Annotated in this window: 21 protein-coding genes; 9 read left to right on the top strand and 12 right to left on the bottom strand. The window is 67.3% G+C overall.

Translation table 11 applies throughout. From position 1 onward, the window contains the following. Nucleotides 1-52 precede the first annotated feature (52 nt). Nucleotides 53-2,218 carry an RNA degradosome polyphosphate kinase gene (locus tag ACILR9_RS25940; RefSeq protein WP_395712870.1) on the bottom strand — a complete coding sequence of 722 codons (2,166 nt, stop codon included), beginning with the start codon at nt 2,216-2,218 and terminating at the stop codon, nt 53-55. Between the two features lie 120 nt (nt 2,219-2,338). Between ACILR9_RS25940 and ACILR9_RS25935 the strand changes: the two genes are divergently transcribed. Then, on the top strand, nt 2,339-2,866 hold the full coding sequence (locus ACILR9_RS25935) for a SixA phosphatase family protein (protein ID WP_395712869.1): 528 nt from the start codon (nt 2,339-2,341) through the stop codon (nt 2,864-2,866). A 271-nt stretch (nt 2,867-3,137) separates the two neighbouring features. On the opposite strand, the gene ACILR9_RS25930 is transcribed toward ACILR9_RS25935, so the two are convergent. Genes ACILR9_RS25930 through ACILR9_RS25910 form a run of 5 tightly spaced genes read right to left on the bottom strand, consistent with a single transcriptional unit; the run spans nt 3,138 to nt 7,282 of the window. Beyond that, the gene (locus tag ACILR9_RS25930) at nt 3,138-3,917 is read right to left on the bottom strand and encodes an SDR family oxidoreductase (protein WP_395712868.1); all 780 of its coding nucleotides are present in this window, start codon (nt 3,915-3,917) and stop codon (nt 3,138-3,140) included. Between the two features lie 11 nt (nt 3,918-3,928). Continuing rightward, nucleotides 3,929-4,393, bottom strand: a complete 465-nt coding sequence (locus ACILR9_RS25925) for a DUF2147 domain-containing protein (RefSeq protein WP_395712867.1) — start codon at nt 4,391-4,393, stop codon at nt 3,929-3,931. Between the two features lie 16 nt (nt 4,394-4,409). Beyond that, nucleotides 4,410-5,093 (bottom strand): AAA family ATPase, encoded by a 684-nt coding sequence (locus ACILR9_RS25920; RefSeq protein WP_395712866.1) that lies wholly within the window; start codon nt 5,091-5,093, stop codon nt 4,410-4,412. A 7-nt stretch (nt 5,094-5,100) separates the two neighbouring features. Continuing rightward, a complete protein-coding gene (locus ACILR9_RS25915) occupies nt 5,101-6,198 on the bottom strand; it encodes an AI-2E family transporter (RefSeq protein WP_395712865.1) in 1,098 nt (365 codons plus the stop codon). Between the two features lie 7 nt (nt 6,199-6,205). Further along, nucleotides 6,206-7,282 carry a DUF2066 domain-containing protein gene (locus tag ACILR9_RS25910; protein WP_395712864.1) on the bottom strand — a complete coding sequence of 359 codons (1,077 nt, stop codon included), beginning with the start codon at nt 7,280-7,282 and terminating at the stop codon, nt 6,206-6,208. A gap of 63 nt (nt 7,283-7,345) precedes the next feature. Between ACILR9_RS25910 and purM the strand changes: the two genes are divergently transcribed. The 3 genes from purM to ACILR9_RS25895 are packed head-to-tail and all read left to right on the top strand — an operon-like array spanning nt 7,346 to nt 9,315. Beyond that, nucleotides 7,346-8,437 (top strand): phosphoribosylformylglycinamidine cyclo-ligase, encoded by a 1,092-nt coding sequence (purM, locus tag ACILR9_RS25905; protein ID WP_395712863.1) that lies wholly within the window; start codon nt 7,346-7,348, stop codon nt 8,435-8,437. Further along, a complete protein-coding gene (purN, locus tag ACILR9_RS25900; RefSeq protein WP_395712862.1) occupies nt 8,425-9,075 on the top strand; it encodes a phosphoribosylglycinamide formyltransferase in 651 nt (216 codons plus the stop codon). The genes purM and purN overlap by 13 nt, the downstream gene beginning before the upstream one ends. A 36-nt stretch (nt 9,076-9,111) precedes the next feature. Further along, nucleotides 9,112-9,315, top strand: a complete 204-nt coding sequence (locus ACILR9_RS25895) for an aa3-type cytochrome c oxidase subunit IV (RefSeq protein WP_395712861.1) — start codon at nt 9,112-9,114, stop codon at nt 9,313-9,315. Between the two features lie 100 nt (nt 9,316-9,415). Here ACILR9_RS25895 and ndk read toward each other — a convergent pair whose 3' ends face one another. Further along, entirely contained in the window at nt 9,416-9,838 is a 423-nt protein-coding gene (gene ndk, locus ACILR9_RS25890; protein ID WP_395712860.1) for a nucleoside-diphosphate kinase, read from the bottom strand. Nucleotides 9,839-9,950: 112 nt separating this feature from the next. Between ndk and ACILR9_RS25885 the strand changes: the two genes are divergently transcribed. Continuing rightward, entirely contained in the window at nt 9,951-11,861 is a 1,911-nt protein-coding gene (locus ACILR9_RS25885) for an ABC-F family ATP-binding cassette domain-containing protein (RefSeq protein ID WP_395712859.1), read from the top strand. A 100-nt stretch (nt 11,862-11,961) separates the two neighbouring features. Here the strand turns inward: ACILR9_RS25885 and ACILR9_RS25880 are convergent, their stop codons facing one another. Beyond that, the gene (locus ACILR9_RS25880; RefSeq protein ID WP_395712858.1) at nt 11,962-13,194 is read right to left on the bottom strand and encodes an MFS transporter; all 1,233 of its coding nucleotides are present in this window, start codon (nt 13,192-13,194) and stop codon (nt 11,962-11,964) included. A 133-nt stretch (nt 13,195-13,327) separates the two neighbouring features. Between ACILR9_RS25880 and ACILR9_RS25875 the strand changes: the two genes are divergently transcribed. Beyond that, nucleotides 13,328-14,365: a cyclase family protein gene (locus ACILR9_RS25875; protein ID WP_395712857.1), complete on the top strand. Its 1,038-nt coding sequence runs from the start codon at nt 13,328-13,330 to the stop codon at nt 14,363-14,365. Between the two features lie 8 nt (nt 14,366-14,373). After that, entirely contained in the window at nt 14,374-15,474 is a 1,101-nt protein-coding gene (locus ACILR9_RS25870) for an FkbM family methyltransferase (protein WP_395712856.1), read from the top strand. A gap of 155 nt (nt 15,475-15,629) precedes the next feature. Here the strand turns inward: ACILR9_RS25870 and ACILR9_RS25865 are convergent, their stop codons facing one another. Together ACILR9_RS25865 and ACILR9_RS25860 are read right to left on the bottom strand one after the other, a co-directional pair. Continuing rightward, on the bottom strand, nt 15,630-16,082 hold the full coding sequence (locus tag ACILR9_RS25865) for a DNA polymerase III subunit chi (RefSeq protein ID WP_395712855.1): 453 nt from the start codon (nt 16,080-16,082) through the stop codon (nt 15,630-15,632). Nucleotides 16,083-16,089: 7 nt separating this feature from the next. Then, nucleotides 16,090-17,583: a leucyl aminopeptidase gene (locus ACILR9_RS25860; protein WP_395712854.1), complete on the bottom strand. Its 1,494-nt coding sequence runs from the start codon at nt 17,581-17,583 to the stop codon at nt 16,090-16,092. Nucleotides 17,584-17,738: 155 nt separating this feature from the next. Between ACILR9_RS25860 and ACILR9_RS25855 the strand changes: the two genes are divergently transcribed. Both ACILR9_RS25855 and ACILR9_RS25850 read left to right on the top strand, forming a co-directional pair. Next, entirely contained in the window at nt 17,739-19,070 is a 1,332-nt protein-coding gene (locus tag ACILR9_RS25855; RefSeq protein WP_395712853.1) for a UDP-glucose dehydrogenase family protein, read from the top strand. 6 nt (nt 19,071-19,076) lie between these two features. Further along, nucleotides 19,077-19,625: an NUDIX hydrolase gene (locus tag ACILR9_RS25850; protein WP_395712852.1), complete on the top strand. Its 549-nt coding sequence runs from the start codon at nt 19,077-19,079 to the stop codon at nt 19,623-19,625. Nucleotides 19,626-19,811: 186 nt separating this feature from the next. Here ACILR9_RS25850 and ACILR9_RS25845 read toward each other — a convergent pair whose 3' ends face one another. Then, nucleotides 19,812-21,389 (bottom strand): hypothetical protein, encoded by a 1,578-nt coding sequence (locus tag ACILR9_RS25845; RefSeq protein WP_395712851.1) that lies wholly within the window; start codon nt 21,387-21,389, stop codon nt 19,812-19,814. A gap of 25 nt (nt 21,390-21,414) precedes the next feature. Next, entirely contained in the window at nt 21,415-22,551 is a 1,137-nt protein-coding gene (locus ACILR9_RS25840; protein WP_395712850.1) for a tetratricopeptide repeat protein, read from the bottom strand. Nucleotides 22,552-22,667 lie beyond the last annotated feature (116 nt).

The raw sequence follows: 22,667 nt of genomic DNA, 5'->3' as shown, positions 1-22,667 counted from the left end.
TGCAGCGGCGATCGACGCGCGACGCGACGCCGCTGCCCGGCGCCGCGCTGCTCTACGAGCTCAACACCAGCCTGGGCACCGCGCCGGAGAGTTTCAGGGCGCTGCCGCGGCCGGACAGCGACGGGTTTGTCATAAAATAGTCATGGGCGATGAAGGGTTGCTTGCCGATCGGCGGCCGGCTGTAGCTGCCGTCCGGTCCCATCACCCAGCTCTGGCCGTCGTCCTTGAGGTTGGCCACCATGATCTGGTCGAGCACCTGCTCGTGCACCGTCGGGTTCTCGACGGGGCAGAACAGCTCGACCCGGCGGTCGAGGTTGCGCGGCATCCAGTCGGCCGACGAGATGAACACCTTGGCCTCGGGCGACGGCAGGGTCTTGCCGTTGCCGAAGCAGAAGATGCGGGCATGCTCGAGGAAACGGCCGATCATGCTCTTGACCCGGATGTGCTCGCTCAGGCCCTTGACGCCGGGGCGCAGGCAGCAGATGCCGCGCACCACCAGGTCGATCTGCACGCCCGCCCGGGACGCGGCATAGAGGCGGTCGATCAGCGGCGCGTCGACCAGCGAGTTGAGCTTGGCCCAGATCGCCGCCGGCCGCCCGGCCTTGGCATTGGCAATCTCCGACTCTATCAGGCCGTACAGGGTCTTGCGCAGCGTCGCCGGCGCGTAGGCAATCTTCTCCATCTTCTCCGGCCTGGCGTAGCCCGTCATGTAGTTGAACAGGCGCGCCGCATCGCGCCCCATCGCCGGATCGCAGGTGAAGAACGACAGGTCGGTGTAGAGCCGCGCCGTGATCGGATGATAGTTGCCGGTCCCAAAATGCACGTAGGTGCGCGTCGACTGCGCCTCGCGCCGCACCACCATCGACACCTTGGCGTGAGTCTTGAGATCGATGAAGCCGTAAACGACCTGCACGCCGGCGCGCTCGAGATCGCGCGCCCAGCGGATGTTGGCTTCCTCGTCGAAGCGCGCCTTGAGCTCGACCAGCGCCGTCACCGTCTTGCCGGCCTCGGCCGCCGCGATCAGCTCCTTGACGATCGGCGAATCGTGGCTGGTGCGGTAGAGCGTCTGCTTGATCGCCACCACCGCCGGATCGCGCGCCGCCTGGCGCAGGAACTGCACGACGACGTCGAAGCTCTCGTAGGGGTGATGGACGACGATGTCCTTGGCGCGGATGGCGGCGAAGCAGTCGCCGCCGAAATCGCGGATGCGCTCGGGGAAGCGCACGTTGTAGGGCACGAACTTGAGATCGGGCCGGTCGTCGACGATCACCGCCTTGACATCGACAATGTTGAGCATGCGGTCGAGGTGGAAGATGTGCACCGTCTGGGTCTGCGCCGTGACCTCAAGCTGGTCGAACAGGAAGTCGCGCAGCTCGGCCGGCATGGCGCTGTTGACCGAGATCGAGATCAGGTCGCCGCGGCGGCGGCGCTTCAGCGCGCTCTCGTAGAGCAGGACCAGATCCTCGGCTTCCTCGTTGATCTCCACGTCGCTGTCGCGGATCAGGCGGAACACGGCCTGCTCGATCACCTCGTAACCCGGAAACAGGCGCGGCAGGAAAATGTCGACCAGATCCTCGAGCGACAGGAAGCGGATCGCCAGCCCGGGCAGGCGGATGAAGCGGTCAAGCTGGGGCGGCAGCGGCAGCAACGCCATCAGCGGACGCCGGTCGTCGCGCCGCTGCAGCTTCAGGATGGCCGAGAAGCTGCCGTTGGGCAGGAACGGAAAGGGGTGCGCCGGATCGATGGCAAGCGGCGTCAGGATCGGGAAGACCTGCTCGATGAAGTACTGGTCGAGCCAGGTGCGCTCGGCGTCGGTCAGCTCGCCGACCTCGAGCACGGCGATGCCTGCCTCGCGCAGATCGCTCTGCAACGTCGCCCAGGTCTCCTGCTGGTGCGCCATCAGCACCGAGGCGCGCTCGCGGATGGCGGCGAGCTGCTCGGCCGGCGTCATGCCGTCGTCGCTGCGCAACGTGCCGCGCGTCTGCAGCATGTCGACCAGGCCGGCGACGCGCACCATGTAGAACTCGTCGAGGATGTCGGCCGAGATCGACAGGAAGCGCACGCGCTCGAGCAGCGGGTGGCGCTTGTTGCTCGCCTCCTCAAGCACGCGTGCATTGAAGGCAAGCCAGGACAGCTCCCGATTGATGAAGCGCTGGGGATTGTCGGATGCTATCTCGAGTCCCAGAGGGCGGCTCGGTGTTGAGGTGAGGGCGTCCATCGTCAGCCTCTGAGGGGGCGTGTGCCGAAATCTGTTCACAAGGACGGTAACGGTTCTGCATGAACGAGTCATGGCTTTTCACTAGAGGCTTGTTATGACTGGATTTTCCTGGATTGGGACGTGAGCCGGACGCTTCTCCTCCTGCGCCATGCGAAATCGGCCTGGAGCGATCCGCGGCTCGACGATCACGACCGCCCCCTCAACCGGCGCGGCGAGCGCGCCGCCAAGGCGATGGCCGACCATTTTGCGCAACTCGGCCTGCGGCCCGATCTTATTCTGTGTTCGACCGCGCTCAGGACGCGCCAGACGTTGGCCCCGATCATGGCGACGCTGGCAGCGCCCGCCCCGCTCATCAACCTCAGCAAGGACTTGTACCTCGCGTCGGAGGACGTGCTGCTGTCCGAACTCCAAGCGGTCAGCGACGACGCGACGACCGTGCTGCTGATCGGCCACAACGACGGCATCTGGCATTTCGCGACAGGGTTGGCCCATGACGGGCCGCCGGCGGAACTTGCCGCGCTGCGGGACAAATTTCCAACCGGCGCGCTGGCCACGCTCTCGTTGCGCGATGAGCCGTGGCGCACGGTGGGCTTCGGCGCTGCCAGGCTGGTCTCCTTCCTACGGCCGCGTGACCTGGGTGTGGTCTGAGCCGCCGCCATGCGGCGGCGCGGGTAGGTCGTCGAATTCGACGCAGAGCGGGCGACGTATTCGGGCACGCTCCGCACGTCCGCCCGCGGTGCCGGCCTATCCTTGGGCTACCGCGCGTGCCTCGCGCCCGCACAGGCGCGCAAGCCGCCCGCTCTGACAGCGGACACTGCTTGGCCTCAACTCGACGACTTCGACATACGGTTGATCCGCTAGAACGATTCCCAACCTGATGGAATCGCTCGCGGTTCCATCAAGAAGGCGGCACGCCCAATCAATATGTGCCAGGATACTGGCCGCCGTCCATCAGAAGGTTCTGACCGGTGATGTAGCTGGCATGGACGCTGCACAGGAACGCACAGGCGGCGCCGAATTCTTCCGCCGTGCCGAAGCGGCCGGCCGGATGGGCCTTGGCGCCCGCGGCAAACTCTTCCTCGTAGGTCTTGCCGCTGCGCGCCGCACGGACCTTGTAGGTGCCGCGCAGCCGGTCGGTGTCGAACGGACCGGGCAGCAGCCCGTTGATGGTGACACCGTGCCTGACCGTGACGCGGGCCACGCCGGCGACGAAGCCGGTGAGACCGCTGCGCGCGCCGTTGCTGAGGCCGAGAATGTCGATCGGCGCCTTCACCGAGCTCGAGGTGATGTTCACGATCCGCCCGAAGCCGCGCTTCATCATGCCGTCGACCGTGGCCTTGATGAACTCGATGGGCGTCAGCATGTTGGCGTCGATCGCCTTGATCCAGTGATCGCGCGTCCACTCGCGAAAGTCGCCGGGCGGCGGGCCGCCGGCATTGTTGACGATGATGTCGGGCTCCGGACAGGCCGCGAGCACCTGACGACGCCCCTCCTCGGTGGTGACGTCGACCGCAACCGGGGTAACCTTCACGCCGGTTTTCTTGACGATCTCGGCCGCCGTCGCTTCGAGTTCCGACTTGGTGCGGGCGTTGATCACCAGATCGACGCCCTCCTGGGCCAACGCCATGGCGCAGCCCTTGCCTAACCCCTTGCTCGCCGCACAGACGATCGCCTTGCGGCCCTTGATGCCCATATCCATCGCTTCACTCCCTAATTCACGCGGGCCCAGACCTGCGTCTCTCCGAACATCGGCGTCCCGACATAGCCGCGCAACCTGAGCTTGCCATCCGGCTGCAGGCTGATGTTGGCGTCGTAGATCTTGCCGTTCTCGCCGTTGTAGATCTTGCCGTCCTCGAACCCGTTGGGGTCCGAGGTCTTCTTGAAGCCCCAGATCAGCGGCATGCCGATCACCTTGCGGCCGCGCAGCGCCGGATCAGGGTTGCGGTAGTCGACGGCCGCCTCGGGCGCCACCACCTTGCCGTCCGGTCCCTTGGGATTGATCAGCCCCACGACATAACCGCAGATCGGTCCGCTCGCCGCGTCGGGGCATGGGCCGATGCGGACCTGCGCCACGCCTGATGCGGTCAGCCAGGTTCCCATGACCGAGGGTTGCTGCGCGGTGGCCGGCGCGGCCAGCACGCCGAGCATCAGCGCCAGCCGCAGTGACTTCATCATGCCCTCCTCCCCCACATCACGACTTCCCCGAAAGCTCCGTCAGGACATCGGCAGCAAGCTTGCGGTCGATTTCCCGCCTCTCGGCCAGGGCCCGCCGATCGAGCGCGGCGACGACGCGGCGCGCCGCGTCGGCCGATCGCTCCATGTGCGATACGAGATACTGCACGACGCCGGCAGCGGCATGCAATTGCCGATCGGCGAGCTGCTTCAGGATGATCGAGCCCAGCAGATCGTCGTCGGGCGGCAACACCGCCACCGTCGGCGCCGCGCGCAGCCGCGACGCCAGGTCGGGCAGGCGGATCGACCAGTGTGCCGGCGGCGCCGCGGCAATCAGCAGCAGATGGCCGCGCCGGCCGCCCATCAGGTTGTAGAGATGGAACAGGGCGTGTTCGCGCGCACGATCCGCGTCCTCGATGGCTATCGCTGCTGACGCGGTCGAGAGCTCCGTGAGGTCGGCCACGTTCAAGTGCTCGAAAGCGGCCGCCGCCATCACGGGCGCGTTGGCGCGCGCCGCCCAGATGCGTCCGAGGTGAGTCTTGCCGCAGCCCGGCGGTCCCGATAGCGCCAGCACAGGCGCCGGCCAATCAGGCCAGCGGTCGATCCAGGCCAAGGCCTCGCGGTTGCCCGGCGACAGGACGAAATCGCTGCGGGCATAGGTGGGCGGTGGCAGGGAGAGATCGAACGTGAGCTGCTTGGCCACCGGAACCTCAGGCCGCACCACTGCCGCGATAGATCGCGCTCTCGCGATAGCGGCGCAGAAGATGGCGGACGATGACGCCGATCACCGCGGCTACCGGCACCGCGATCAGCACGCCGACGAAGCCCAGCAACGATCCGCCAGCGAGCAACGCGAACATGATCCAGACCGGATGCAGACCAACGCGATCGCCGACCAGCTTGGGCGACAGCACGTTGCCTTCCATCGCCTGGCCGAACAGGAAGATGGCGGCAACCTTGACCACGCCCAGCCAGTCGGGCGGGAACTGGACCAGCGCCATGCCGAGCGCCATGACGGCGCCGACGAAGGTGCCGACGAACGGGATGAACGAGATGGCGCCGGCGATCAGGCCGATCACCAGGCCGAACTGCAGGCCGACCAGCGACAGGCCGATGGCGTAGATCGCGCCCAGCGAGATGCAGACCAGAGCCTGGCCGCGCAGATAGCCGGCAATGGCGGCGTTCGATTCGCGGGCAAGACGGCGAATCGTGTCGGCGTGATCGAGCGGCAGTGCACTGTCGAGAGAGTCCACGACCCGTTTCCAGTCGCGCAGCAGGTAGAAAGTCACGACCGGCGTCAGGAACAGGAGGCTGAGCAGGTTGACCAGAGCGAGGCTGCGCTGCGCCACTTGCCCCGCGATCGACCCGAGCAGGGCGAGCACCTGGCCGGCGCGCTGCGCGACCTCGGTCTGGATTTCCTGCAGGCTGAGCGGCGGCAGGTCGAGCTTCTCGCGCACCGGCTCGATCAACGGCATGACGCGCGTGGCAAGCTTCACCGTGTATTGCGGCGCATTGACGATCAGTCCCTGCACCTGGCTGAACAGCGGCGGCAGGATCGCCATGGCGACGCCGACCGCCAGCAGGGCGGCGACGATGGTGACGGCGGTGGTCGCCAAGGTCCGCGACAGGCCAAGGCGCTCGAGGCGAGTCACCACGGGGTCGAGGAAATAGGCGACGACGATGCCGACGACGAACGGCAACAGGATGTTGTTCAGCAGCCACAGCAGCATCAGGAAGACGACGGCCGCAGCAACCCAGAAGCGCCAGCGCGTTGCCCGCGCGATATCCATCACGTCATGGCTTTGCAAGGGGCGGTCACCGCGCTTGCAGCCGCCACTTGTCGGCATCGCGATCGAGGGTCAGGCCGGCCAGCGCCAGGATGCGCTGGAGCTCCTCCGGCGTACCGAAATATTCCAGCCGCAGATCGGCGCGGTCAGCCTCCAGGGTACGCACGACGACGCTCCTGACCGCCGGCACCGCGCCCAGACGCTGGCGGATCTGAACCCAGTCGCCCAGGGCGCGGATCGGTACGATCACGTCGAGAGAATCCTGCGAATCGCGGCGCACGGTGGCCATGCTGCGCCACTGCTCGTCGAGGCGGGCATGGATCCTCTTCGCCGCGTCAGGTAGCTGGGCGGCGGCGGGCACCGTCTCCTTGGCGATCTCGCTGCGCGCACCGGTCTGGGCGTCGTAGCGCAGGCCGCCGACGGTGAGCGGGCCTGACTCCTTGTCGCCCTCGACGATCGCCACGACGATGACCGGCGTGCGGTAGCGCTCGGTGAGCCGTGCCAGCGCGGAGACGTCGCCGACATAGGCCTGCTCCGCCGAGACCGCATTCTGGTCGAGCTGGTCGCCGCGGATCAGCGTCACCGGCACCGCGCTGCTCGCCGTGTCGAGCGTCCGCCAGGCCTCGCGCCAGGCGTTGCGGTCGTCGAGCGGCTCGACCCCGGCAGGACCTTTCCACAGCGGAATCACCAGAGCAGGTCGCTGCACCGTCTCGGTGGTCCTGACGCCGCCCTCACCCAGCCAAGCCTTCACCAGCCCCGGAGAGAAGACCACGTTCAGCGTGGCGATATAGCGACCGGGGGCGGATCGCTCGCGCACGAATTCGACGGCGCGCACCATGCTTTGCAGCCGGACGTCGTCCGGCGCCGGGATCCTGGCGCGGTCCTCCGCCGGCACCATGCGCTCGACCAGCATGGCGGCTGCCTTGCGGCGCGCCTCCTGGATGCCCTGCTCGCGCGCCTGCACGGCATCGGAGGCCGAGACGTCGATAGTGACGTCATTCACCGTGAAATTCGCGGTTCCACCCTGGGCAAAGGCCTCGACGCAGGCGGCGACGGCCACGAGCAGGACAAGGGCCGTCGTGGAAAACCAGCGGTTTGACAGCATTGCGGGGTTCCGGTTTTTGGCTATGTTCGCGCCTTCTTCTTCTAGCATGCGAACGAGCCCGGCTTGAAGCCCGACGCCCCCGGCCACAACCGGCCGCCCCTCACTTACAAGGACGCCGGCGTCGACATCGATGCCGGCGACACGTTGGTCGAGCACATCAAGCCGCTCGCGCGCAGCACCAACCGCCCCGGTGTGATGGGCGGCCTGGGCGGCTTCGGCGGGCTGTTCGATCTCAAGGCGGCCGGCTTCCGCGATCCGATCCTGGTCTCCGGCACCGACGGTGTAGGCACCAAGCTCAAGGTGGCGATCGACGCGGGCGTCCCCGACACGGTGGGCATCGATCTGGTGGCGATGTGCGTCAACGACATCGTCGTTCAGGGCGCCGAACCGCTGTTTTTCCTAGACTACTATGCAAGCGGCCACCTCGAGGTCGATACCGGGCGGCGCATTGTGGCCGGGGTGGCGGAGGGCTGCCGGCGCGCCGGCTGCGCGCTGGTCGGCGGCGAAACCGCCGAGATGCCGGGCCTCTATGCCCAAGGCGACTACGATCTCGCAGGGTTCGCCGTAGGCGCAGCCGAGCGTGACCACTTGCTGCCGCGCGCCGACATCGCGCTCGGCGACGTCGTGCTGGGTTTGGCGTCGGATGGCCTCCATTCCAACGGCTTTTCGCTGGTCCGCCGCATCGTCGAGCTCAGCGGCCTCGACTACCGGGCGACGGCGCCGTTTGCCGACGCACCCCTGAGCCGGACCCTGCTCGAGCCGACGCGCATCTACGTGAAGCCACTGCTTTCGGCGATTCGCGGCACCGCCGCGGTCAAGGGGCTTGCTCACATCACCGGCGGCGGCCTGCCCGGCAACGTGCCGCGCTGCCTGCCCGACGGCTTGCGGGCGCGTCTCGATGCGCGGCGTTGGGCCCTGCCGGCGGTGTTCCGCTGGCTCCGCGAGTCGGGCAACGTGCCGACCGACGACATGCTAAAGACATTCAACTGCGGGCTCGGCATGATCGTCGTGACGTCGCCGGCCGACGCCGCCGCCGTGGCCGCGAGCCTGTCGGATGCCGGCGAGACGGTGCGCGAGGTCGGCGTCGTCGAGCGCGGGCCGGACGGCGAGGCCGATTGCGTGATCGATCACGCCGAGAGCCTATGGCGAAGCTGAAGGTCGGCGTCCTGATCTCGGGGCGCGGCAGCAACATGGCGGCGTTGATCGAGGCGGCGAAGGCGGACGACTATCCGGCCGAGATCGCCCTGGTCGTGAGCAATGTCGCCGACGCGCCGGGCGTGGCGATCGCCCAGGGGCAAGGGATTGCGACGGCGATCGTCTCCCATCGCGGCCAGCCGGATCGCGAGACGTTCGATCGCGCCGTGTCGGCCGAGCTCGAGCGGCACGGCGTCGAGCTGGTGGTTCTCGCAGGCTTCATGCGCATCTTCAGCCTGTGGTTTCCGCAGCGCTGGAAGGGTCGGATCATCAACATCCACCCCTCGCTGCTGCCCGCCTTCAAGGGCCTGCACGTCCAGCAGCAGGCGATCGACGCCGGCGTGCGGGTGAGCGGCTGCACGGTGCATCTGGTGACCGAGGATCTCGACGGCGGCCCGATCATCGCCCAGGCCGCCGTGCCGGTGCTGGCGGACGATACGGCCGACAGCCTGGCGGCGCGCATCCTGCGCCAGGAGCACCGGCTCTATCCCCTGGTGGTGCGCTGGCTCGCCGAGCGGCGCGTCTCGATCGAGAAAGGCCGCGTCAGGGTCGCAGGGCTGCCAGCCGGCGCCACCCTGCTCTTCTCGCCGGAGCCTTAGTTGGCTATAACGGCCGCATCTTCCACGAGGACATCAATGGCCGACCAGAGCGACGAATATCCCGCCCACGTGCAGACCTTCGAGGCGTTCAGCAAGCTGGTCCTGTTCTCGATCCTGTTCCTTGTGCTGCTGCTGTCCTGCATGGCGCTGGGCTTGGTCGGCAATCTCGGCCTGCTCTCGCTGGTGCTCGGCATCGGCGGCACCATCGCCCTGCTGATTGCCTTCGCCGTCTTGGGCTGACGCCCCTCGCGGGTGTCAAAAGACAAAGGTCCCTCGCTGCGCTCGGGGTGACAGTTTTGTTGTCATCCCGAGCTCAGCGACGGACCCTTGATTCGTAGCTTTACCCTACGATCTCGGCGCCAGCGAAGAAGAAGGCGATCTCGATCGCGGCGTTCTCGACCGAGTCCGAGCCGTGCACCGAGTTGGCCTCGATCGATTCGGCGAAGTCCTTGCGGATCGTGCCGGCGGCGGCGTTGGCGGGATTGGTGGCGCCCATGATGTCGCGATTCTTCGTGATGGCGTTCTCGCCTTCGAGGACCTGGATCACGACCGGCCCGGACGTCATGAAAGTGCAAAGGTCGTTGAAGAACGGCCGCGCCTTGTGCACGCCATAGAACTGCTCGGCCTGAGCGCGGGTCATCCAGATGCGCTTCTGGGCAACGATGCGCAGGCCGTTGTCCTCGAACCGGGCGTTGATCTTGCCGGTCAGGTTACGACGGGTCGCGTCCGGCTTGATGATTGAAAAGGTGCGTTCGACGGCCATCAGATCCTCGTTTCCCGGTGCTTTTTCGCGTGGGCGCGCCTTATAGACGGGGGGTCGGAGGCCGGCAAGCCGGTTGGATGACCGGGCCTGGCATGCTAAACGCCGCCGCCCCATGCTCCACGTCAACGACCTGTCTTTCCGCCACGGCGAGCGCGTCCTGTTCGATCGCGCGTCGGCGGCCATTTCCGACGGCTGGAAGGTCGGCCTGGTGGGACGCAACGGCGCGGGCAAATCCACGCTGCTGCGCCTGATCCAGGGCCTGATCGAGGCCGACGGCGGCTCGATCGGCATGACCGGCCGCATGCGTGTGGGCTCGGTGCCGCAGGACCCGCCGGGCGGTGATATCAAGGTGATCGATGCCGTGCTGGCGGCCGACGTCGAGCGCACGGCGCTGCTGGCCGAGGCCGAGACCTGCCACGACGGCATCAGGCTGGCCGACATCCATGCCCGGCTCGACGAGATCGGCGCTGCCTCGGGGCCGGCGCGCGCCGCCGCCATCCTGCATGGCCTCGGCTTCGACAACGCGGCGCAGGCGCGGCCGTGCGGCGAGTTCTCCGGCGGCTGGCGCATGCGCGTGGCGCTGGCTGGCACGCTGTTCAGCAATCCCGACCTGCTGATCCTCGATGAGCCGTCCAACCATCTCGACCTCGAGGCGCAGATGTGGCTGACCGAGCACCTGCTGCGCTTCCACCATACGCTGCTGATGGTCAGCCACGACCGCGACCTGCTGAACGACGTGTGCGACCACATCGTCCACATCGACAACCAGAAGCTCGTCACCTACGCCGGCAACTACGACCGTTTCGAGCGCACGCGTGCCGAGCGCCTCGAGCACGATGCCGCGCAGCAGGCCAAGATCGCCGCCCAGCGCAAGCACATGCAGGCGTTCGTCGATCGCTTCCGCGCCAAGGCCAGCAAGGCGCGTCAGGCCCAGTCGCGCCTCAAGATGATCGAGAAGCTGGGACCGATCGCGACGGTGCCGGTCGACGAGCAGATCACTTTCAACTTCCCGCCGCCCGACCAGCTCGCCTCGCCGATCGAGACCCTGGACGAGGTCGCGGTCGGCTACGGCGACGGCCCTCCGGTGCTGCGCCGCCTCGACCTGCGCATCGACATGGACGATCGCATCGCCCTGCTCGGCCAGAACGGCAACGGCAAGTCGACCCTGATCCGGCTGCTCTCCGACCGCCTGCAGCCGCGCGAAGGCCGGATCCGGCGCACGTCGAAGCTCCGGGTCGGCTACTTCTCGCAGGACCAGGAGGAAGGCCTCGACTACGAGGCGACGCCGTTCCAGCACATGTCGAGCGCGCTCGGCCCCGCCGCCGGTGAGACCAAGGTGCGCGCCCAGCTCGGCCGCTTCGGCTTCTCGCGCGATCGCGCCGATCTCAGGGTGGGCCTGCTGTCAGGCGGCGAGAAGACGCGGCTGCTGCTGTCGCTCGCCACGCGCAATGCGCCGCACATGCTGCTGCTCGACGAGCCGACCAACCATCTCGACATGGATGCGCGCGAATCGCTGGTCAACGCGATCAACGATTTCGACGGCGCAGTCGTGCTGGTGAGCCACGACACTCACTTGGTGAAGATGGTGGCCGACCAGCTCTGGGTGGTCGCCGGCGGCAAGGTGACGCCGTTCGACGGCGACATCGAGGATTACCAGGCACGGCTGCTGCGCGAGCGCGGTGGCGAAAAGAACGGCGGGCGCGAGCGTGAGCGCAGCGAGGCAACGAAGCCAGCCGCCGCACCCGCGCCTGACGCTTCGCGCAAGGACCAGCGCAAGCAGTCGGCCGAGGCGCGCAGCAAGCGGGCGCCGCTCAAGAAGGCGCTGGATTCACTGGAGAAGACCATCGCCAGGCTCGGCAAGCAGCGCGGCGAGATCGAGGCCAAGCTCGCCAACCCGGCCAGCTACACCGATCCGGCGGTCAACGTGGTCGACCTGCAGCGTGAGAAAGTCCGCCTCGAACGCGAGATCGCCCATGCCGAGCACGAATGGCTGGTCGCGCAGGAGGCCTACGAGGCGGCGTGATCTTTCATGGCAGTGGCGCTCATGTCTTTCCTGGACCGCGGGCCAGAAGAGCGCCACAGCCGACAGAGGTCACTCGGCCTGAAGTGGCGCCCGCAGCGCCCTATTCCGCAGCAGCCGGCGCCGTCGTTGTCACCGTGCGCACCGTGTTCTGGTGGATCGACAGGACCAGCCCGGCATTGACGATGTACAGCGCGATGGCGATCCAGAAGATGATGCTCGGCATGCCCGACGACATCAGGAAGCCGAACAACGGCGGCGCCAGGAACGAGCCGATGTCGAGGCCGGAATAGACGAAGCCGAAGACCTTGCCCGACGCGCCGGGCGGCGTGGCACTGCGCACGATCATGTCGCGCGACGGATTGGTGAGCCCGCCGGCAGCGCCGGCCAGGGCGAGGAGCGGCAACAGCAGCGCGGGCGGCACGCTCGCGGTGGCGATCGGCACGGTGAGCACGGCAGCGGTCATCATGCCCACGGTCGCCACCAGATCGTGGCGACGCACCCGATCGGCAAAGAAGCCGCCGACCAGAACGCCGGCCGCGGAGCCGACAATGAACACGATCAGGCAGAGCGCCGCGTAGTTTTCGGTAATACCGAACATGCTGGTCCAGGCCGGCACGGCGAATTGCTGGATGCCCACCGTGTTGGCCGCGATCAGAGCGAAGTAGACGAGGCAGAGCAGGATCGCCGGCTGCAGGAACAGGTTGAATGCCGGCGGGGTGCCATGCTGCGCCGCAGAGGCGCGCGCCTTGACGCGATGATCAATCAGGGTCGCACGCTCCGACCACACCAGCACGGCGAGCACGAGGCCCGGCGTCGCGCCGATCAACGCCGCGCCCACCCAGCCGAACATGCTGTCGAGGAAGTACATCACCGGCGCCGCCGCCCAGCCGAGCGAGCCGCCGACGCCGTGGATGCTGTAGGCGCGGCCGAGCCGGCCTTGGTTCACCGAAGCGTTGAGCAGCGCGAAATCCGCCGGATGGAACACGCAATTGCCCAGGCCGGCGATGACGGCGATGGCGGCGAACGCCGCGAAGGAATGCGCGAGCGATACCAGCGCCAAGGCGCCGGCGATGACGGCCAGCCCGCCGGCTAGGATCGGCCTCGCCCCGAAGCGATCGACGGCGAAGCCCGCGAAGGTCTGGGCGATGCCGGAGACGCCATAGAAGACGCCCGCCAGCAAGCCGACGTCGGTGAAGCTGAGGCCGGCTTCCTGGCGCACGATCAGCAGCATCGTCGCGAAGGCGAGCTGATGATAATGGCTGACGCCGTGGGCCACGCCGATCAGGCTCATGACCTTGAAGTCGTTGTTGAGCGGAACCGTCGCTGCAATCATGAACACCTCTTCGGATCGAATTTTATAGACGATCCGCTCAGCGGACGTTCGAGGTTTGCGCGCAGGAGCCATGCGCTCTTGGTGTCACCGAGGCTGCACGGTAATCTCACTGCGCACGTTAGGGAGAAGTTGCATGAAGCGTTGGAAGCACCGTCCCGAAGGCTCGACCTGGGGCGATTGGGGCGATGACGACCAGCTTGGACGGCTCAACCTCATCACGCCGAAGAAGGTGCTGGAGGGAATCGCCGAGGTGAAGGAAGGGCTTTCCTTCTGCCTCAGCCTGCCGCTCGATCTTCCCGGCGGCAACGTGCTGAACGCGCGCCGCCTGCCGCCGGTGCTGTCACCGACCGGTGACGAGAATGGCTGGCGCTTCAACTTCCTCACCAACACGATCAATCCCCTGTTCCAGGATGTGGCGTGCGACGACCGCGTGATCCTGACCATGCAGTATTCGACGCAATGGGACACGCTCGCCCATGTCGGCGGCCTGTTCGATGCCGACGGCGATGGCGTGGCGGAGCCCCTCTTCTACAACGGCTTCAAGGCTGGCTCCGACGTCGTCGGCCCACAGCCCGACGCCGGGCGCGACGGTTGCGGGCATTTGAGCTACGCCCACAAGCTCGGTGTGGAGAACATGGCGGCCAAGGCGATCCAGGGCCGCGCCGTGCTGGTCGATCTGGAGAGGCATTTCGGCCGCGCGCATACGTATGTCGGCTACGATGACTTTCGCCGCGTGCTCGAGGCCGACAAGGTGATGGTCGAGCCAGGCGACATGCTGCTGCTCTACACCGGCTTCACCGACGAGATCGTGAAGATGGACAAGAAGGTCGACCCGGCGCGCGCGCATGCCATGTGCAGCGTGCTCGACGGACGCGACAAGAGCCTGCTGCAATGGATCACCGACAGCCAGATCTCGGCCTTGATCGCCGACAATTACGGCGTCGAGGCAGTGCCGGCGCGTCCCGGTCCGGAAGGCGCGGAGCATCCGTCGCTGCCGCTCCACAACCACTGCCTGTTCAAGCTCGGGCTCAATCTCGGCGAGATCTGGTGGCTGAAGGACCTGGCGCTGTGGCTGCGCGACAGGAAGCGCTCGCGCTTCCTGCTGACCGCGCCACCGCTCCGCCTGCCCGGCGCCGTCGGCTCGCCGGCGACTCCCGTGGCGACCGTCTGAGCCAAGACATGGCGACCTCGTTCCCGGCCTTCGTCGCCGGAAGGCTGGGAACGGGCCATTTCTCCCTGCTCGATGTCGGCTGTTCTGGCGGCATCGATCCACAGTGGCGCGCCTTCGAGCCCAAGCTGCGCGGCATCGGCATCGATGCCAGCGTCACCGAATGCGAACGCCTCACGGCCGCCGAGCACAATCCCGAGCTGGCCTATGTCGCAGCTTATGTCAGCCGCGCCGCCGACGTGCCGGTCGACCATTCGCAGGGACCGGCCGCGCCCCTTATCATGCACCTGCGCGATCGCCTGAGCTTCATGCGCACGCGCGAGATTCGCGACGAACGGCTACGGCGTGCCTCGACCGAGGAGCAGCTTCGCCACAACGCCTGGGAGATGACAGGCCTCGCCGATCCGACTCGGCCCGTTGTGGTGCCCGACCTGCTGGCCGAACGCGGCTGGCGCGATCTCGACTATCTCAAGATCGACATTGACGGCGGCGATTTCGAGATCCTGCAATCCGTCGAGGGCTGCTTCGATGCGCTGGGTGTGATCGCAGCCCAGCTCGAGGTCAATTTCATCGGCACCGAGCAGGCGCACGAGCACACCTTCCACAACACCGACCGCTTCATGCGGCGCCATGGCTTCGACCTGTTCCGGCTCGACGTTCGAACCTGCTCCACGCGTGCTTTGCCGGCGCGCTACATCTGGCCAACGCCGGCGGAGACGGTATCGGGCCGGCCCTTCCAGGGCGAGGCCTATTACGCCCGTGACGTGCTGGCGCCGCATCGCGCCGCCGCCAATGCCAGCCTCGGCGCGTCAAAGCTCGCCAAGCTTGCCGCTGTATTCTCGGTGTGGGACGTGCCGGATGCCGCGGCCGACCTGCTGGTCAATCGGCGCGACACGCTGGCGCCGCTGCTCGACATCGAGGCCGGCCTCGACCTGCTCGCCGCCCAGACCCAGGCCGACCGCACGCGGCGCCCGCTTTCCTATCGGGACTACATGGCGAGCTTCGAGGCCGATGCGAAAAGCTTCTATCGCCCCGAAGGCCCAATCCCGATGCGCGAGCGCCTCGCCTCGGCGTGGCGCGGCTACTGGTATCCGCGTGAGAGGCGGCGGTGAGTTGCTCCTCCCCAGCGTCTTCGCCGGGGAGGTGTCGCCGTCTTCGGCGACGGAGGGGTCATGAGTCACGAGAGACGACGGGCCCCATGACTCATGACCCCTCCGTCCGCGAAGACGCGGACACCTCCCCAGCGAAGCTGGGGAGGAATTCTGAATCACCCCTTCTTCTCCCAACCACCGGCGGCGCCCTGCTGCCAATAGGCGACCGTGTGTCCCGCCGCGCGATAGGCCTTCCAGCGCTCGCGCGATTCGGCGACGGCGGTGTCGTCGCGACCGTCGAACAGCTCGAAGCAGCGCTTGTAACCGGCGACGCGTCCGGAGCGCGCGCGGTCGGCGAGGAAAAGAAAGGCGGCGCCGTTGGGATTCTCGTCGAGGTGCGTCAGCCACACCGGCTGGCGCTCGGCCTCGCCGTCACGCGCCGCGCCATGCGGCAGGAAGCTGTCGTGGTCGAAGGTCCAGAGATGCGTGTTGATGGCATCGACCCGTTCGGGCGAGCCCAGCATCACCACGGCGCGCTCGCCGGCCTGCAGCGTCTTCAGCAGCAGGCGCGGCAAGGCATCCTCGAGCGACGATCGGGTCAGATGGTAGAAATTGACCTCGGTCGCCATCGGCCGGTCAACGCTCGTAGGTGCTCTCGATCCACGAATCGAGCAGGCGCACGCCGTAGGCGGTGGCGCCCTTGGGCGTCGTGCTGTTGCCCTTGCTCGACCAGGCGACGCCGGCGATGTCGATATGGGCCCACGCCACGCCCTCCTGCACGAAGCGCTGCAGGAACTGCGCCGCCGTGATCGAGCCGCCGTCACGCCCGCCGCCGACGTTTTTCATGTCGGCGATCTCAGAGTCGATCAGCTTGTCGTATTTCGCTCCGAGCGGCATACGCCACAGCTTCTCGCCCAGCGCCGAACCGGCGGCCCGGAGCTTGTTGGACAGGGCAGTGTTGTTGCTGAACAGGCCGGCCCGCTCATGGCCCAGCGCCACGATGATGGCGCCGGTGAGCGTCGACAGCTCAACCATCGCCTGCGGCTTGAAGTTCTCCTGAGCGTACCACATGGCGTCGCACAGGATCAGGCGGCCTTCGGCGTCGGTATTGATCACCTCGACGGTCTGGCCGGACATGCTCTTAACCACGTCGCCCGGCCGCTGGGCGTTGCCGTCCGGCATATTCTCGACCAGGGCGCAGACGCCGACCACATTGACCCGCGCCTTGCGGCCGGCCAGCAGGTGCATCGCCCCGGCGACGGCACCGGCGCCGCCCATGTCCCATTTCATGTCTTCCATGCCGCCAGCCGGCTTGATCGAGATGCCGCCGGTATCGAAGCACACGCCCTTGCCGATCAGCGCGATCGGCTGCTGGGTCTTCGGCCCGTTCATCCAGTGCATCACCAGCAGCTGCGAGTCGCGCGTGCTGCCCTGGCCGACCCCCAGCAGGACATGCATGCCGAGCTTCTTCATCTCGGCTTCGCCCATGATCTCGACCTTGACGCCGAGCTTGGTGAGATCCTTCGCCCGCTTGGCGAACTCGGCCGGAAAGAGAACGTTGGCGGGCTCGCTCACCAGGTCGCGCGTGAAGAACACCGCGTCGACTGTCGGCTCGAGCCGCTGGTAGGCGCGGCGCGCATCGGCCGGCCCGGCGACGTGGATCGTGAGCTGCTCGAGCGAGAGCTTCTGCTCAGGCTTGTCCTTGGTCTTGTACCGGTCGAAGCGATAGGTGCGCAAACGCGCCCCGAGGGCGATGCGGGCGGCGATCTCGGCCGGGGCCAGGCGGCTGCCCTTGACCGCATCGACCACCACGGTGACCGCCTTGTGGCCGCTCGCGTTGGCCTCGCCGGCAATCACGCCGCCCAGCCCTTCCGCAGCGCGGGCATCGAGGTCGCGGCCCTTACCGACACCCAGCAGCAGCAGGCGCGCGACGTCGCCCGATTGGCCGAGCAGGGTGACGGTCTGATCCTTGGCGCCGCTGAAGCGCCCGGCCTCAAGCGCCCGCGTGATCGCGCCGCCGGTCGAGGCGTCGATCCCCTGCGCCGCCGCCAGCAGCTGCTTGTCGGCCGCCACGAAGACCGCGACATTGCCCGAAAAGGCCTTCGGAACGGCCGAAAATTCGACTTTCATTGATTTCCCCGCATTTGGCGCGACCTGATTGTGGACTTTTCACCCCTGCGACGGGACCGCGCAAGCAGTGAATTGGCAGCCGCAGCCCGTCGATTCGGGGTGGCGTCCCGGCGGTGACGACAGTATCAGTACCGGCCCTCAAATCGGACATGGAAATGACTGCAGCCTCTCTGCCCCGCGTTTCGGTCGTCGGTCTCGGCAAGCTCGGAGCGCCGTTGGCAGCCGTTCTGGCGAGCCGCGGCTTCACGGTCGTCGGCCTCGATGTCAGCAAGACCCTGGTCGACGCGTTGAATGCCGGGAAAATGCCAATCGTCGAACCTCAGCTCAACGAGCTGATCGCCGCCAACAAGCAGCGCCTGTCGGCGACGATGGATGCCAGCGAGGCGGTGCGCCAGAGCGATGCGAGCTTCGTCATCGTGCCGACGCCGTCCGACAGCACCGGCTTCTTCAGCAACCGTTTCGTGCTGCAGGCGATGGAATCGCTCGGCAAGGCCCTGCGCAACAAGAACGGCTACCACATGGTGGTCATCACCAGCACGGTGATGCCGGGAACCACCGGCGGCGAGATCAAGGCGGCCCTCGAGGCGGCGTCGGGACGCAAGGTCGGCCCCGAGCTCGGCCTCTGCTACAACCCGGAATTCATCGCCCTGGGCAGCGTCGTGCGCGACATGCTCTATCCCGATTCGATCCTGATCGGCGAGAGCGATTCCAAGGCCGGCGATATGCTGCAGACGATCTACCTGCAGATGTGCGACCGCAAGCCGCCGGTCCAGCGCATGAATTTCATCAATGCCGAGCTCACCAAGATCTCGGTGAACACCTACGTCACCACCAAGATCTCCTACGCCAACATGCTGGCCGATATCTGCGATCGCCTGCCCGGCGCCGACGTCGATGTCGTGACCAAGGCGCTTGGCGCCGATACGCGCATTGGCGTGAAGTACCTCAAGGGCGCGATGGGCTATGGCGGCCCCTGCTTCCCGCGCGACAACGTTGCGTTCTCCGCCCTGGCGCGCAAGATCGGGGCGCGCGCCGACGTCGCCGAGGCGACCGACAGGATCAACAACTACCAGGTCGACCGGCTCACCGCGCTGGTCGCCAAGTTCGCCAAGGCGGGCACGCGAATCGCCATCCTGGGCCTGTCGTACAAGCCGCAGACGCCGGTCGTCGAGGAGAGCCACAGCGTCAAGCTGGCGACCCGGCTCGCCGACATGGGCTACGTCGTGGCCGTGCACGATCCGCTGGCGCAGGACGCCGCGATGGCGGCGCTGGGCGACAAGGTGGTCGGCGCGTCGTCGATCGAAGGGGCGGTGCGCGAGTGCGACCTGCTGATCGTCGCCACGGCGTGGCCCGAGTACCAGACGATCGAGCCGATCTGGTGCAAGCGCAACGGGCAACGCCTCACGGTGCTCGATTTGTGGCGTACGCTGCCGGCGGCCAAGTTCGCCGAGGCGGCCGACGTGCTCTATCTCGGTTCGGGCCGCTGACCGCCCGTGGATCGGCGAGGCGGTTCGACCTACGCATTCGCCGATCGCTGGGTCCGGCTGCGCCTGGCCGGACCGCCGGGCAACCAGCCCATCCTCGAACTTCCCGACTGGGTCGACGTGATCGCGCTCACGCCCGACGACCGCGTCGTGCTGGTCGACCAGTACCGGCACGGCGTGGCACGGGGGCGCACGGAGTTTCCGGCGGGCACGGTCGACGATGCCGAGGCGCCGCTCGCATCAGCCCAGCGCGAGCTGCTCGAGGAAACCGGCTATGCCAGCACGCGCTGGCATGCGATCGGGTCGGCGCCGGTGTATCCCGCAGCCCAGGCCAATCGCATCCACTGCTTCCTCGCCCTCGATGCGCGCAAGACCGCCGATCCGACCCCCGACGCCGCCGAGATCATCCATGTCCGCGAGCTGCTTCTCGGCGAGCTTGTGGAGCAGGTGCAGGCAGGCCGGCTCGAGTTCCCCGCCCTGCAACTCGCCGACCTGGTGTGGCTGCAGGCCTTCCTGCGCCGATCGGGCGACGCGCGGCTCACGAGGCTGCGATTCTGAAACTCGTCCCCCCTCGCCTTTCGATAAGGAGCGAGCATCTCATTTTCCTCCCCAACTCTGTTGGGGAGGTGTCCGCGTCATCGCGGACGGAGGGGTCATGAGCAGCGGGACTGGGGGCCTTATGACCCCTCCGCCCCGTATGACGGGGCACCTCCCCAGCGAAGCTGGGGAGAAGAATGACTGTCGTCAGATCGCGTGGCGGCCGCGGAACTTCAGGACCTTGCCCTTGAGCGAATCGTCCTCGCGCGGCAGGCCGGCGAGGACCTGGCTGCAGAACGGATTGATGTTGGCGCCGACATAGTCGGTGAACGCCGTCCAGAACTTGTTGTAGATCACGTTCACGCCGATGAAGCGGCGAGCCCCGCGGCGGCCGGCGGGTCGCGTCTGGGACTCCGTCGCCGCCGCCCGCTTGAACAGCTTCTCGAGCACGCGCAGGCGCTTCTTGTCGACCGGGGTCATGATCCGGCCCGTGCGCACCGGCTCGGTCGCGGTCTGCGTCGCCAGGCCGAACTCGAAGATGAACATGTCGGCGCGCGGCAACAGGCTGTTCATGGGCGCGCGCTCGACGCCCTCGAGATCGTTCGGCAGGCCGTCGCATTCGGTCGGCACGAGCAGCGGGCCGGTGAAACCCATGCCCTTCCAGGCGCTGGCGAAGCCGCTCAAAAAGTCGGGACGCGTCGCGGCGACCAGCACGGCGGTCGACCTGGGGAAGGTCACCACCTGATCGCACACGAACGGCAGGGTGTGCGGCAGGTCATAGGTCAGGTCCTCGAACAGCTGCCATTCCAGGCTGGTGCCGATGAACGGTGTCGTGGCCGGTGTGATCGCCTTGTCTAGGCCTGCGGTGAAGCGCTGATAGGCGGTGTCGCGATCGAGCCGGACCTCCTCGATCTCGACGTCGGGCCAGCCCCAAGTTTCGGCCTGCGCCGGCACGTAGGGCGAGGCGACGTTCCAGATGAAGCGGTCCTGGTCGTTCATGCGCGTCGCACGGCCCTTGTTGTTGGCCGCGGCCACCCTCGTGTGGTCGCAATGGTAGCCGAACAGCTTGTCGATCAGCGTGTCGACGCGGCCGCGATAGAGCGCCAGCCGGGCGGCCAGGTTCGAATCGCAGTGCCAGCCCAGGATCATGTCCTCGTCGAAGCCATGGATGGCGAACATGTCCTCGCGCAACGCCGCCTGGAAGTCGCCCAGGGCATCGTACTTCATCGGCATATAGTTGTGGACGATCTGGTTGAGATGGAAGCGTACCGACCAGTCACGCAGTTTGGCGAGGTTGCCGGCGGGATCGCGACGGTCAAACGCGGCTTCCCACAACATTTCCGGAATCTCGAAGCGCGGCACCTGGTAGAAGCCGTCAGTCAGGTCGCCGAGAATGGTGCTGAGCGACTCGCCTTCGTTGCGCGGCACCAGCAGCATGTCGGTGTTGGTGTAGAGGACCCAGCGGTTGTTCGGGTTGGAGCGCCGCAGCGCCACGTTGCGCGACTGCGCCTCGAGCGCGACCAAGTGCGTCTTCGATTTCAGGTGGGCGTGCTGCTCGGGGCGCACCCGCAGGATGCGCATCACCTTCTTCGCCTTGTCCGTCAGCGTATCGTGGATCGCCTCTGGAAAGGTCGGATGGTCGTCCGGTGTGTTGTAGTCGACGAATAGGATCTCGTCGTCCGGGTCAGACATCACCTCGGCCAGCGCATTGAAGCTGATCGCCGCCCGCTTGTGCAGATTGTAGCCGTGGCTGTCGTTGCGGCCGTAGAGGATTACCGAGAACATGCGCTCCTCGAGGTGGACAGAGCCGTCAGGCGCCGAGGCGGGTCAGCTCGTTGCGGGCGGCGGCGTACTCGATCATCGCAGGCGATCCACGGTCGGCGATCTCGCGCCAGTGGCGGCGCGCCACCGCCGGGTTGGCGCCGAGCGCCACGACCCCGATATGGAACAGCGCTTCGGTGCGCCGGCCCAGCGAATTGGCACGACCGAGCAATCCTTCCTCGGTCGCCTGGCCGGCATAGAGCGCGATCACGGCCGCCAGCCATTCGTTGCCGGCCGGCACAGTGAACGGCTCGGGCGACACCCCGGCCAGGCGTCCCGCCGCCAGCCGGTACAGCAACCAGTAGGGCTGCCGGGGCTCCTTGGCGCGGGCCAGCCCGAATTCGTGGAAGGCCGCGCCGTAGTTGCCGTGGCGCAGGGCCACGCAGCCACGGGCCGCAGGCTGGGTCGGCGGCAGGAGCTCGAGCTGGCGGCGCCAGTCGTCGTTGGCCTCGGCGACGCGGCCCAGCGCCATCCGGGCAATGCCGCGGCTGTTCAGCGTCTCACCGTCGTTCGGCCGGGCCGCCAGCACGCCGTCGAACACCTGGATCGCCTCGTCGTAGCGGCCAAGGACGGCCAGGGCTTCGCCCTTCAGGGCCAGGATCTCGGGCAGGTTGGGCTTGGCCTTGAGAGCGCGCTCGTAGCTGTCGAGCGCCTCCTTGGCCCGGCCGCGAATCAGGAGCGCGTTGCCGTGGGCGAGCTGCGGCAGCACCTTGTTGCGGACATTGTTACGGACCAGCTCGTAGGCCTCGATCTCGAAAGCGAAATGGCCACTGCGCCGGAACAGATAGCGCCGGTCGGGCATGCCGCCCTGGGTTTCCGACCACAGGCGCCGCGCGCGTTCGTATTCCGGCCGTGCCAGATCCCATTGCCCGAGCGAATCCAGCAGCTCGGCCCGCGCCTCGATCGCATCGGCCAAGCCCGGAAGGTGGGAGATCGCCTTGTCGAGCTGCGCAAGCGCCCCTTCGGTGTCGCCGCGCCGCGCCCGTAACAGACCGTCGCGATAGAGCCGCTCAGCCTCCTGCTCGGCGTCGCCCGACGGCGTGTCGAACACGATCGGCGCAGGCTGGCGCCGCCACAGGCGGGCAAGCGGGGCGAAGGCCGCCCGCAGGATGCTGCTGTCCGTCACAGACGCATCCCTCCGGCCTTGGCCATGGGGAGGTAACGGCGGTGGACAAAATAGGAATACATCAAGCGCGTCCCGCTAGCCTAAGCCCCCGAGGGCGTCAAGCCAACGATAGCGAT

Source organism: Reyranella sp. (assembly GCF_044224635.1).
GTDB lineage: Bacteria > Pseudomonadota > Alphaproteobacteria > Reyranellales > Reyranellaceae > Reyranella.
The sequence above is the reverse complement of the archived record's forward strand: the minus strand, read 5'-3'. Positions and strand labels throughout refer to the sequence as shown.